Source organism: Heyndrickxia vini, assembly GCF_016772275.1.
Taxonomy (GTDB): domain Bacteria; phylum Bacillota; class Bacilli; order Bacillales; family Bacillaceae_C; genus Heyndrickxia; species Heyndrickxia vini.
Genome location: NZ_CP065425.1, coordinates 386675 through 400523 on the forward strand (window position 1 = coordinate 386675; position 13849 = coordinate 400523).

Below are 13849 nucleotides of genomic sequence, written 5' to 3' on the forward strand. Positions count from 1 at the left end.
TTTTTAGTAAAGTATTGGTAGATTCAGTGAAAGAGTGCATCTAGTCTATTTTTTTCTGTATTGATTAATAGAAAAAGAAAATTTTTTTCACGTATAGTATTGAAATAAAAAATATTTATCGTAAAATAGATTTGTGTTGAAAAAATATTTCTCTCATGTGAAATGAAACCGTTTTAATAAGGACTTCTTTTTTTACATAAAAAATGTAAACGATTGCTTCTTCAAATTGAGAACACAATCACTATAATATTAAACATCTAGATTTGGAGGAATTAAGAATGACAGGCCACGATATAAGTTTATTAATCTACACATTATTAGCCATTATCTTTTTGATTTTTATGATTGCAAAAGTAAAATGGCATCCGTTCGTTGTACTATTATTAACGTCAGTTATTCTAGGAATGTTAGCTGGAATGAAACTTCCAGATGTGGCGGATGCAATACAGAATGGAGTAGGGAATACATTAGGATCCATTGCTGTTATAATTGGTCTTGGGACGATACTCGGGAAAATGTTGGCTGAGTCCGGCGGGGCTGACCAAATTGCGAATACTTTACTAAATAAATTTGGTGAAAAGAAAGTCCATTGGGCAATGATGATTGTTGCCTTTATCGTTGGGATTCCAGTTTTCTTTGAAGTAGGACTTGTTTTATTAATTCCACTAGTTTATACGGTTGCAAGAAGATCGGGGATGTCCATATTAAAAATTGGGATTCCGATGGTTGCGGGTTTATCGACCGTACACGGATTGCTTCCTCCACATCCAGCACCAATGATTGCTGTGGAAGGATTAGATGCAAATGTTGCTAGAACGATTTTATATGCATTGATTGTAGGAATTCCTTCCGTTATTATTGCAGGTCCTATTTTTGGCTCCTTTATCGCAAAACGACTTGGCCATATTGAAATGTCTAAACAATTGTCAGAGCAATTTTCGAAAAAGGAAACAAATAAATTACCTAGCTTTGGGGTAACAATTTTCACCGTTCTATTACCAGTCATTTTAATGTTAGTTGGTTCGATAAGCGGTGTATTGCATGAAAACAAAGTGCTTGCAGAATGGAGCACTTTTCTTGGAAAACCAATTGTCGCTTTATTAATTTCAGTTATTGTTTCATTCTTTACGCTCGGATACGCAAGAGGGTTTAATAAGAAGCAACTTTCGAGCTTTATGGGTGAGTGCTTAGCACCGACGGCTACAATTATTTTAGTTATTGGTGGAGGCGGTGCCTTCAAAAATGTATTAATTACGAGTGGTGTAGGGGATGCTATTGCTAATCTTGCTACAAATACACATATTTCACCCATCCTATTTGCATGGTTAGTGGCTGCTTTGATTCGTGTGGCGACAGGATCAGCATCTGTAGCAATGACTACTGCGGTCGGGATTGTTGCCCCAGTTATTGCAAGTGCACATGGTATCAATGTAGAATTGATTGTTTTGGCCATTGGTTCAGGTTCATTAATTTTATCCCATGTAAATGATGCAGGTTTCTGGATGGTGAAAGAATTCTTTAATATGAGTGTGTCCCAAACATTAAAATCGTGGACAGTTATGGAAACGTTGCTTTCCATTGTTTCACTTATAATCGTGTTATTACTAAGTGTTTTTGTATAATTATTTTATGAGAAGTCCCACGTCAGATTTTTGACGTGGGCTATTGTTGATTTTTAATAGGGAATTGTGGAAATCTCACAATTTTTACGGCTGTATGGATATGCTTAATATTACGAAGCAAAAACTAAATTGAGGTGAATCAACATGGCACAATCTTATATGATGGGTGTAGATATCGGAACAACTAGTACAAAAGCGGTTCTTTTTACTAAGAAAGGGGAAGTAGTACATACATTTTCAAAGGGTTATCCATTACATAATCCAACACCTGCGATCGCTGAGCAGGATCCAGATGAAATTTTTCAAGCAGTAATCATTTCAATTCGTGAGTTGATGAAGTCGAGTGGGATTCGTAAGGAGGAGTTAATGTTTGTTTCCTTCAGTTCTGCAATGCATAGTGTTATTGCGGTTGATGAACAAGGGAATCCTCTGACAAAAAGTATTACGTGGGCGGATAATCGAAGTGTTAAATATGCAGATGAATTGAAGGCTTCCAAAAATGGGATAGATTTATATCGAAGAACTGGAACGCCAATACACCCAATGTCACCAATTACGAAATTAATTTGGTTACGAAGTGAACAACCCGAAGTGTTTAATAGAACGAATAAATTTCTAGGGATTAAAGAATATATCTTTTATAAAATGTTTCATCAATATGTGATGGATTATTCATTAGCTTCAGCAACGGGGATGTTTAATTTAGAAACGTTAAAATGGGATGAAGGGGCATTGGAAATTGTCGGGATTGATGAAGGCAAGCTACCTGCTCTTGTTCCAACTACACATATTTTAAAAGAATTAGACAGTGGAATAGCTGATCAAATGAATATTTTCATAGATACACCATTTGTGGTAGGGGCAAGTGACGGTGTTCTATCCAATTTAGGTCTTAATGCGATTAAACCAGGTGTACTTGCAGTTACGATTGGTACTAGTGGTGCAATTCGGACAGTTAGTGACAAACCTTTAACAGATCCTAAAGGGAGAACTTTTTGCTATGCCTTAACAGAAGACCATTGGGTTGTTGGTGGGCCTGTTAATAATGGTGGGGTTACGTTCCAATGGGCACGCGATCAGTTTGGTCAATTAGAGGTACAGAAGGCAGAGGAAAATGGGGAAGACGCCTATGAATTGTTAACCGAAATGGCTGAAACAGTCGCTCCAGGAGCAGATGGATTGATTTTCCACCCATATATGGCCGGGGAACGTGCGCCGATTTGGAATGCTGATGCACGAGGTTCTTTCTTTGGCCTTGCTTTATATCATACACGGGCACATCTCGTTCGTGCAGTGCTTGAAGGGGTTATGTACAATCTATATAGTGTAATGCTTGCATTACAAGAGTTAATTGGGGAACCGAAAAAAATCCATGCAAGTGGTGGCTTCGTTCGCTCTAAGCTATGGTGTCAAATTATGGCTGATGTGTTTGGAAGGCCAGTAACCATCCCGGAAAGTTATGAGAGTTCATGCCTAGGTGCAGTCGTATTAGGTTTATATGCTATTGGGGAAATTGACCAATTAGAAGAGGTTGAAGACATGGTTGGCACAACAAACGATATTGAGCCAAACCCCGAAAACGCTAAAATCTACGAAGAACTCATGTCCATCTTCCTATCCATCAGCAGAAAAATGGAAGAAGACTACCACAGAATCGCCGAATACCAACGCAAAATCGACAAAAAAGCATAAAAGTATAACTAAGGTGTCAGGCACCGTATTGGGTAAAGGCAAAAGTGCTTCCATAATCCAATTCGGTGCCTGGCACCTTTTTGGTTATGGTGGAAAATGTTGTGTTAATCCAAATTGGTGCCTGACACTCTTTCGGGGTGGGTGTAGATGTTGAGTTGGTTTTTTCGAATGAATCCGATTATGGTGATGCCTAGGTCGTTGGCTAGGTCGATTCCTAGTGATGTCGGTGCGGATTTGGATAGGATGATTCCGATACCGATTTTGGCGACTTTTAGTATTACCTCGGATGACAATCTACCGCTAAAGGCGATGATTTTGTCAGAACGTGTGATTTTTTCTTTCAGACAATAACCATATAGTTTATCGAGTGCGTTATGTCTGCCGATGTCCGTGCGGTTAATAATCATCTCATTGGTTGTACATAAGGCACCATTATGGACCCCGCCCGTTAATCGAAAATCAGCAGATTGATGTTGCAACAAATTCATTAAGTGAAAGCTTTGTTCAATCGTTATCGTAGTTGTGTTTGTGATCGTTTTCGCTGTTCGTACATCATTGTGAAAATAAAATTGCCGACTTTTACCGCAGCACGAACCAATAAATCGCTTAGAATATAAATCCTTATTTATTACCTTCTTATTCACCAGATCTACATAGGCAAAGCCATGGCTGTCATCAATTGATATCGAAGCAATTTCGGAGTGGCGCCGAATGAGCCCCTCTGACGCAAGAAATCCAATCACAAGTTCTTGGAGATGGGTAGGGGAGCAAACCATCGTTGCAAATTCCTCACCATCGACATGAATGGTTAAAGGAAACTCAATTGCAATGTCATCCTGCACATGTGATAACGATTCTCCGTTATATTTGCCGATTAAATATGATTTTCTGACTTTGTTGTCCATCGATAAAACCCCACTTATGTTCAATGTTCGAAAAAACGAAAGAAATTTGCAAAATAAAGGAAACCGGCATTCCTGCCGATTTCTCAACTAATATCCATTTCTAAGTCCTCAATTCGCCTCTCCATATATTTCGTATCCTTATGTGCATGAAAGGACTCGGCTTTTTCAACGATTACAGCAGTATTGTATTCGGGAATTCCCGCATATTGTTCATAGACTCCCTTCGGAATAAGAACATTTCCTTCTGGCCAAAAGACGAGAAGGTTTCCACGCTGGGTATCAGCAAATTTTGCCCGACCATGAAAGTAACCGTACTTATTATATACAACGATGGCTTCTCCTTCATCGATGTTTAATTCTGAAGCATCAACTTCATTTATTAAAACATCATAGCGATCGGCATTGTTAAACGAATCTTTTTCATTATAAATCATCGAATTAAATTGTTTTCCTCTGCGTGTCGTTACGTAAAAATGACCCTGTGGTTTGCGAAGTTCCGGTATTTCAATAGCAAGTAATTTTCCTTTGCCATCTTCTGTAGGACAATTTCCATCCTCACATAACCAGGCACCGCCCCATTGAAACACATCGCCCTTTTGATGTAAATGTTGTATCCCGTTATAATTAGGATTTGCCTTAGCAATCTCCTCGCGAATTTGTTCGGCATTAGAAAAATTCAAACATTCCTTTGCTTCAGCGGGTTTAATTCGTGCAGCCAAATCAACATAGATTTCCCACTCTGATCGCGCTTCTTCGATTCTAGGTCCTTTAATTTCCGGTGAAAAATAAACCATTCGCTCGGTCGAAGTGGAGGTGCCGCCACCCCGTTGTTCATATCTTGTCATCGCTGGTAAAACAATCACTTCTTCTTTCGCCTCAACTAATGTAGAAGTATTAAAAATTATATCTTGATGCACACGAAGTTCAACAGATTCTAAACATTGCTTCACAAACGCAGGATCAGGCATCGTTTCTAAGAAATTCCCTCCTGAAGTATAAAATACTTTTAGCTTCCTTTCATGATCCACCGGGAGCATTGCATTTTCAATCGAAACACCGACAATATCGCCTTGCCATTTTGGAATTTCGAATCCCCATATCTTTTCCATTCGTTCGATATTTTTGCGTTCAAAATCACCACCGGGCAAAGCAAAAGGATCTGCTCCCATTTCACCTGATCCTTGAACTCCCGAATGCCCACGAATGGGCATAACGCCACAATGTTCACGACCAATAAATCCACGAAGCATGGCTAGATTAGCGACCTGTGAAATATTATCTGTTCCAAACCGATGTTGGGTTAATCCCATGGACCAAACAAATACGGCACTATTTGCTTTTGCTAGTAGCTTAGCGAATTCACACATCCGTTCCTTCGAAAGACCAGAGGATTTCTCTAATAACTCCCAATCTTGATTTATAACATGGGCTTTTAAAGTTTCAAATCCATTCGTATGTTCCTCCACAAATTGATGAGCAATCGCCGAACCTTTTTCTTCTTCTTCCATTTCAAACCAATGTTTTATCACCCCATTCATAAAGGCAATATCTCCACCAATATTGACTTGGTAAAAATCATCGGCAATCTTCGTCCCAAACAATGCGGAGTCGGGGATAGAAGGGACCCAATACCCGTCCATAGCTGGTTCGCGATAAGGATTGATGCAAATTATCTTCGTTCCCTTCCGTTTTGCAGCATACATATATTTCGTTGAAACTGGTTGATTGTTAGCCGCAACCGACCCCCAAAAAATTAGGACATCCGTACCAATCCAATCTTGATAATTACAGCTGGATGCACCAATTCCTAACGAACGCTTTAATGCTGTTTTACTCGGTGAGTGACAAATTCTCGAAGCGTTATCAATATTATTCGTACCGAGAAAACGTGCCATTTTTCCAGCTGTATAGTACACTTCATTGGTAATTCCTCTTGACGTTAAGAAAAAAGCGAGCTGTTTAGGGTCAATTTCTTTAATTTTCCCGGCAATCCGATTCAATGCCTCATCCCATGTAATTCGGGTGAACTTTTTCTCTCCTTTTTTTCTTGAAAGAGGGTAAGGGATTCGTCCTAGCTTTCTTAGCTCCGCACTAGAAAACTTTTGCAACTCTTCTATTTCACTATGAATCACTGACTCTTCCATGGCAGGCATAGTGTTTAGACGAAGAACATTTAATCGGGTTGTACAAAGATGCGGTCCGGTTAATGTTTGGTCACGTAGACCTGCGACACCTAATGCACAACCGTCACAAACGCCTTGGGTTAGAATCCTTGATGCATAGGGGAGGTTATCCCGGTTTTCCCAAAAGACTTTCATTGTATCACGAATATGCTTTGGCTTAATTTTCCCTAGTCCAAAAGGAATCGGGCTCACCCAAAGTTTTGGATTAGGTGTTTTCGGTAACTTTATCGGTCCTTGATGCTTAGTTTTTCCCATCTTTTCCACCTTTCTTTATATTAAATATGTGAAGCGGTATTAGATGATTGACGGATTTTGTTTTCTTTTAATTTTTTTATGTCTATACGAATGACTAAAGAAATAATGAAGGCGAGTACGAATAATCCCGAGAAAAAGGTGAGGCTATTGGCATAGCTGCCAGTAACATCTTTAATCCATGCTGCAAATAAAGGTCCTGCCAGGCCGGCTGCGGCCCAGGCGGTTAAAATGTAGCCGTGGATTGCACCGAGTTGTTTTGTGCCAAATAAATCTCCAATAAAGGCAGGAATTGTAGAAAATCCACCACCATAACATGTATAAACAATGGCTAACATGATTTGGAACAGGATAGATATCGTTGTATGTGGTAATAGGGCAAAAAGAATAATTTGTAAAATAAAGAAGGTTGTATACGTATTTGCACGACCAAAGTAATCGGAAATAGATGCCCAACCTAAGCGACCGAAGCCATTGAACAAACCAAGAATCCCTACAAGTGCAGCAGCTTCTGTTGTGTTTAGTCCAATACTTTCTTGAGCTAACGGTTTTGCTGCCGATAATATGGCAATCCCGCAAGTCGTGTTAATGAACAACATAATCCATAAATAATAAAATCTTGTCGTTTTAATTGATTCATTTGCTGTTAATTGTGATAAATCTGTAACGACTTTCTTCTGTGCATTTTCCTTAAATCCTTTTGGTTTCCAATCTTCAGCAGGTTTTTCAAGATAAAGGGAAGATAAAGTCATAATGATGAAATAGGCAATACCTAAAATGAAAAAAGCATTAGCAATACCGAATGATTTTATAAGGGCATCCATAATAGGGCTGCTGATCGCTGCAGCGAATCCAAACCCCATAATCGCAAGCCCTGTAGCAAGGCCGCGTCGATCAGGGAACCATTTTACTAATGTGGAAACGGGTGTAATATATCCAACCCCTAAACCTATTCCGCCTAATACTCCGTAGAAAAGGTAAATTAGAGGTAAGGAACCTGCATGAACGGCAAATCCTGAACCGAATACACCAATTCCAAAAAAGATGGATGCAAGCAATCCGGCTTTTCTAGGCCCATGTTTTTCAACAAAATGCCCTAAAAATGCTGCTGAAAGTCCTAAAAAGAGAATGGCAACGCTAAACGTCATTTGCACCTGACTAGCTGACCATCCAAATTCATTCATGAGCGGGTTAGTAAAATTACTCCATGCATACACGGAGCCAATACAAATATGAATTCCAACTCCAGATAAGGCAATAAGCCACCTGTTTTTTGTTTTTTTCATGAAACCCCTCCAGTTTTCTTTTATAAATAGCCATGTTCTATATGTATTCTTAGAACATCTATCTATGAAGAAAATATGAACAATGATATAATCAGAGTCTTTCAAATGAAGGTGTTGCTCTTTTACTTTTATACTATCATGGAAACGTTTTCAAATGGTGAATTATTTTAATACTTTGATAAAAATAGAAACCACTAGCAGCTATCGATCTAGTGATTTTTACTTTTTATAAGACCATAAAATATACGATTTATCTTTCTCCTCTACAACATACACATCCTGATGAATCGTAAACACGCCAAACTCACTTTTAAATGTTTGTGTAATCGGTACCTGATACGTGTTTTTAAACTTTGGACTTTCTTTCGAAAAGGTCCAGCTCTTAAGATGCTGGGCTTTTCCGACAGTATAGGAGAAAGTTTTTACACCAAAATCCTGCATGAAAACATGGGCACGTCTTTGGATATAATCTTCCTGCGAAAACTTTTTCTTCATCAATGGATGAAAAAGAGTCCAAGAGCCACCGAAATTACCGGCTTTCTCGTATTGATAAAAATCTTCTACTAAACTTGTTGCCCGGTCTTTTGATGATTGCGAAAAGATGACATATAATAATAGACACAGCAAAATAATAATAAGGGTGAAAACAATGATTTTTAAAGCGGGTTTACGTTTTCTTCTCATACTCTCATCACCTACTAAATTAGTATGTGGATAATGAAAGAATTATGACGGGCCGTCCCAATCGGTAAAAAATGAAACTTAAATAAAATGAAAAACGTCTAATAAATAGCCCTTCGAAATAGATTTACTAAGACAACCTTCAAAACATGGAAGGGCTATTTAAGACTTAAAGGAGCAGAATAAAATGTTAAAACGAATAAGTAAACTAGTTCTTATTGCGGTTTTTATGTTAGGAATAGGCATGAATAGTGTGGCAAAGGCATCTAGTAATGATAACAGTGACAGCATTAATGAAAAATTCGGCTTGCCGATTGTTGTCTACGGCGAAAAACTATCTGCCGACCAAAAGCAAAAAGTAAAAGAGCTACTAAATGTAACAAATAGCAGCCAAGTAAAAGAAATTACAGTAACAGCAGCAGACCTTGTTAAATATATCAATGGAGATCCAAATTCTAATTTATATTCATCAGCTAAAATTACAAGAAAAGAAAAAGGGGAAGGTCTCGCCATATCCATTGTTACTCCCGACAATATTACAGAGGTTACTGACCAAATGTATGCAAATGCACTTCTTACAGCGGGAGTAGAGGATGCGGATGTGGAAGTAGCTTCCCCCTTAAAGGTTAGCGGACATTCAGCGCTTGTAGGTATTTACAAAGCGTATGATAAAGGCGGCGGTGATCTTAACAAAGATCGAATGGAAGTAGCGAACGAAGAGCTTGGTTTAGCAACAGATTTAGCGAAAAAAAAGGGAATGGATCAAGATAAGGTCACACAGCTATTAACAGAAATTAAAGAAGAAATAGCGAAGCAAAATCCTGCTACAAAGGAAGATATCGAAAAAATCATTGACGATAAGCTCAAATCATTAAACATTCAATTAAGTCCAGAAGATCGTCAGCTTCTTGTAAAGCTTTTTGATAAAATGCGAAATCTTGATATTAATTTTGATAATGTGAAAAGTCAACTCGGAGATATCGCAAATGATATTAAAAAGAAACTAGAGGATGTAACAGGTGACAAAGGATTTTGGCAAGGAGTAGCAGATTTCTTTAAAAAGATTTTTCAAGCAATCGCAGATTTTTTTGGAAGTCTATTTTAATAATAGATAGTAATCTATAAAAAAGATTGGTCATAATTAAGTTGGCCAATCTTTTTTTGTGAACAATTATACCAATAGTTGTAAAAATAATAAGCAGATGTTACTAGTGTTTTTTGTGATACATCTAAATATTCGGTTTATATTCAATTTTCAACAAATTTTGAATAAATTATTGACAGATAATTTAAATTTACTGTATATTTTGATATATCATAGGATAAAAAAAATCAAAATTTTTATCCGAAGTATGGGTCGCGTGTCCAAAGTACTATCAATTTTGAATTGATAGTTGAATGTTTCGTCTGCCGAAAAGCTTTTTGAGAAAAATTTTTCTCACTTCGGAATATAGATGGGATTATTCTAATAGTTTTATTATTAGGCATGTCGACTCATATCCTATTGGAAAGTCAAAACTGACTTTCCTAAACAAAAAGAAATAGGGGGGAAAGAGCTTGAAGAAAAAGTCTTTTTATTCATTTTTTGCGGTTTTTCTAGCAGCAATGTTAATGCTAGCCGGCTGTTTCGGAGGGAAGGAAGAAACAGCAAAGCCGGCAGATGGTGACAGTGGCAAAAAAACTGAAGAAACCAAAGGACCAAAAGTATTAAAGCTGAATAACACGGAAGAACCTGGTGCCCTTCATCCAGGTCTTGCGCAAGGAACACATGACTCATGGATCCTTGAAGGAACATTTGAAGGTTTAACAAAGAAAACACCTGAAGGGAAAATTGTAGAAGGTATGGCGGAAAAATGGGAAACAAGTGAAGACGGCTTAACATGGACATTCCATTTACGAGATGGAATTAAATGGTCTAACGGTGACCCAGTTACTGCTGAAGATTTCGAATATGCATGGAAATTCGTGTTGAATCCTAAAAATGCTTCAACATATGCTTATCAACTTTATTACCTTAAGGGTGGTACAGAGTTTAACAGTTTCAAACTTACAAAATCAAAAGATTCTAAGAAATTGGCAGAACAAGATAAAAAGCTAAAAGAATTAGAAGATAAAGTAGGCGTTAAAGCCAAAGATGAAAAAACACTAGAAGTTACACTTGCATCATCTACACCATACTTCCTTGATTTAACATCATTCTACACTTACTATCCAATCAGTAAAAAAGTACAAGAAGCAACTCCAAAATGGTATACAGAAGCATCAACATTTGTATCTAATGGTCCTTTCAAGCTTACAGAATGGAAGCATAAAGAAAGCTTGAAAATCGAAAAGAATGAAAACTACTATGACAAAGATAACATTAAGCTAGATGCGGTTACATTTGCAGTAATTGACCAAGAAACTACTGCCTATCAAATGTACCAAAACGGTGAGTTGGACATGGTTTATCCAATCCCACAAGATGTATTACCTACGTTAAAAGATAATAAGGAGTTCCATAACGGACCTGATTTATCAACATATTACTTCAATTTAAACAACAAAGTTAAACCATTTAATAATGCTAAAGTAAGAAAAGCACTAGCAATGGCTATCGATCGTAAAACAATTGTTGAAAATGTTGCACAAGGTGGACAACAACCAGCTTACTCTATTGTACCTCCAGGAATCCCTGAAGGGGACAATGGAGATTATCAAGAAAACGGCGGCGATCTATTCAGTGAAAATGTAGATGAGGCTAAAAAGCTTCTTACAGAAGGGCTTAAAGAAGAAGGCTTAAGCAAAATGCCGAAGTTCTCTATCGTTTACAATACAAATGAAGCGCATAAAAAGATTGCTGAGGCCATTCAAGAAATGTGGAGAAAAAATCTAGATATTAACGTTACACTTGAAAACGTTGAATTCCAAGTAAAAATTGATCGTGAGCATGCGGGAGATTATCAAATTTCACGTGCTGGTTGGATCGGAGACTACGTAGATCCAATGACATTCATGGATCTTTGGGTATCAGATGGACCTTACAACGATGCAAAATGGAGCAATAAAGAATACGATCAATATATTAAAGTAGCAAAAGAATCCATGGATACTGCAACACGTATGGATGCAATGCATAAAGCAGAAAAAATCCTAATGGATGAAATGCCTGTATTACCAATCTATTTCTACACAAAACCATATGTATTAAAAGAAAATGTTACAGGCTTCTTTACACCAATTAACAGATACCCTCAATACATCTATGCAGATATTGAGAATTAAAAAACACAATTAAAGCAGTCGGTATGTCTTACGGACATACCCTGCTTTTTCTTAAGAGAGGGTGATTTTTAATGCTAAGATATTCCTTAAACCGTCTGTTTTGGGCAATTATCACAATTTGGGCAGTTATTACGATTACCTTTATCGTTATGCATAGCATTCCAGGAAACCCATTTGCCAGAGAAGGCGCCATGCCGAAGGCGGTATATGATAATCTTCAAGCTTACTATAACTTGGACAAGCCTAAAGTTGTTCAATACTTCTTATATTTGAAAGGTCTTTTGCATTTCGACTTTGGACCTTCATTAAAATCTCAATCAATTACAGTAAATGATTATATTCGAACAGGATTCCCAATTTCTTTACATCTAGGCCTACAAGCCATGGCGATTGCTATTCCATTTGGTCTAATCTTTGGAGTTGTAGCGTCTTTATTCAAAAATCGTTGGCCAGATTATGTATCTATGATTCTAGCGATTATTGGAATTTCTGTACCAAGCTTTATTTTAGCAACTGTCCTCATTAATTATTTTGCAGTAGAGTGGAAACTATTCCCAGTTGCTACGTGGAAATCCTGGGCACACACCGTATTACCTTCTATTTCACTAGCCTTATCACCAATGGCATTTATTGCACGATTAATGCGTTCAAGTATGCTTGAGGTTATGGGACAGGACTATATTTTGACCGCAAAAGCAAAAGGTTTAGGAAAAAGCATGGTGATTATCAAGCATGCAATACGGAATGCGATTCTACCGGTTGTGACCGTACTTGGTATCCTTATAGCGAACGTTGTAACTGGAAGTTTCATTGTAGAGAGTATCTTTGGAATTCCAGGTATGGGTGAAATGTTTGTTAAAGGTATTTTCAATCGTGACTATCCTGTCATCCTTGGGTCAACTGTATTTTATAGCGTAATCCTAATTTTGCTCATTTTCATCGTGGATATAGCTTATACATGGATCGATCCAAGAATTAAAGTGTCGGGGGAGAGTAAATAATGGCAAACGATTTAAAATTCACAGAAGAGTTGTTCTTACCAGCAGAGGATAATTTTAAAGAAGCCGAAAAAATTTCTCGTCCAACGGTTTCATATTGGGCAAATGTTTGGAGACGATTGAAAGCAAATAAATTGGCCTTAGTAGGATTAATTATTATCATTCTCCTAGTCATTATGGCTATTATCGGTCCACATTTGAATGGTTATAAATATTATGAGCAAGATTTCACAAGCAAAAATTTAAAGCCGAATGCTGAGCATTGGTTCGGTACAGATTCTTCAGGAAGGGACATGTTTACGCGAGCGTGGTCAGGAGCAAGAATCTCATTATTTATTGGGCTTGCTGCAGCAGTCATTGATTTTATCATTGGTGTTTTGTATGGAGGTATTTCCGCTTTAAGAGGTGGGAGAACAGATAACGCAATGATGCGTATTGCTGAAGTTTTGTATGCGATTCCATATTTACTAATGGTCATTTTAATTATGGTTGTCTTTCCAGAACAAGGAAGAGGAATGTTCTCGATCATCATTGCAATGACGATTACTGGATGGATTCCAATGGCAAGGCTTGTGCGAGGACAAGTTTTACAGTTAAAACAATATGAATACGTACATGCCTCAGAGGTAGCAGGCGGCAAAACATCTTGGATTTTAAGAAAGCATATGATTCCTAATACAATGGGACCAATTCTTGTAAATATTACACTTACCGTTCCGACAGCCATTTTCGGTGAGGCAACATTAAGTTTCCTAGGATTAGGGATTCCGGCACCACAAGCGAGCTGGGGGACAATGGCAAATGATGCACTTCAAAGCATCTTAGTCGGAAACTTCTATCAACTATTAATTCCGGCAGCATTAATTTCCTTAACCATGTTTGCCTTTAATGTCTTCGGTGATGGTTTAAGAGATGCGCTTGATCCGAGATAAGTAGGGTCAAATATGAGAAAAGGAGGAACACACC

The 13849-nt window shown here is 37.7% G+C and carries 10 protein-coding genes; 6 read left to right on the forward strand and 4 right to left on the reverse strand.

The window, feature by feature from the left end:
- Positions 1–278: 278 nt before the first annotated feature.
- Together I5776_RS02070 and gntK are read left to right on the forward strand one after the other, a co-directional pair.
- A complete protein-coding gene (locus I5776_RS02070; protein WP_202778752.1) occupies positions 279–1622 on the forward strand; it encodes a GntP family permease in 1344 nt (447 codons plus the stop codon).
- Positions 1623–1766: 144 nt separating this feature from the next.
- Positions 1767–3314, forward strand: a complete 1548-nt coding sequence (gene gntK, locus I5776_RS02075; RefSeq protein ID WP_202778753.1) for a gluconokinase — start codon at positions 1767–1769, stop codon at positions 3312–3314.
- Between the two features lie 104 nt (positions 3315–3418).
- On the opposite strand, the gene fdhD is transcribed toward gntK, so the two are convergent.
- The 4 genes from fdhD to I5776_RS02095 form a co-directional block, all read right to left on the reverse strand.
- Entirely contained in the window at positions 3419–4219 is an 801-nt protein-coding gene (gene fdhD / locus I5776_RS02080) for a formate dehydrogenase accessory sulfurtransferase FdhD (RefSeq protein ID WP_202778754.1), read from the reverse strand.
- Between the two features lie 83 nt (positions 4220–4302).
- On the reverse strand, positions 4303–6657 hold the full coding sequence (locus I5776_RS02085) for an FdhF/YdeP family oxidoreductase (protein WP_202778755.1): 2355 nt from the start codon (positions 6655–6657) through the stop codon (positions 4303–4305).
- A 20-nt stretch (positions 6658–6677) separates the two neighbouring features.
- Complete coding sequence (locus I5776_RS02090; protein WP_202778756.1) at positions 6678–7940, reverse strand: L-lactate MFS transporter; 1263 nt, start codon at positions 7938–7940, stop codon at positions 6678–6680.
- A 219-nt stretch (positions 7941–8159) separates the two neighbouring features.
- Positions 8160–8624 (reverse strand): hypothetical protein, encoded by a 465-nt coding sequence (locus tag I5776_RS02095; protein ID WP_202778757.1) that lies wholly within the window; start codon positions 8622–8624, stop codon positions 8160–8162.
- A 184-nt stretch (positions 8625–8808) separates the two neighbouring features.
- On the opposite strand from I5776_RS02095, the gene I5776_RS02100 reads away from it, so the two are divergent.
- The 4 genes from I5776_RS02100 (at position 8809) to I5776_RS02115 (ending at position 13815) form a co-directional block, all read left to right on the forward strand.
- Entirely contained in the window at positions 8809–9726 is a 918-nt protein-coding gene (locus I5776_RS02100) for a DUF1002 domain-containing protein (protein WP_202778758.1), read from the forward strand.
- Positions 9727–10178: 452 nt separating this feature from the next.
- On the forward strand, positions 10179–11885 hold the full coding sequence (locus I5776_RS02105) for a peptide ABC transporter substrate-binding protein (RefSeq protein ID WP_235998287.1): 1707 nt from the start codon (positions 10179–10181) through the stop codon (positions 11883–11885).
- A 71-nt stretch (positions 11886–11956) separates the two neighbouring features.
- Positions 11957–12886: an ABC transporter permease gene (locus I5776_RS02110; RefSeq protein WP_107957898.1), complete on the forward strand. Its 930-nt coding sequence runs from the start codon at positions 11957–11959 to the stop codon at positions 12884–12886.
- Positions 12886–13815 (forward strand): ABC transporter permease, encoded by a 930-nt coding sequence (locus I5776_RS02115; protein ID WP_066227532.1) that lies wholly within the window; start codon positions 12886–12888, stop codon positions 13813–13815. The genes I5776_RS02110 and I5776_RS02115 overlap by 1 nt, the downstream gene beginning before the upstream one ends.
- The last annotated feature ends 34 nt before the right edge of the window (positions 13816–13849 follow it).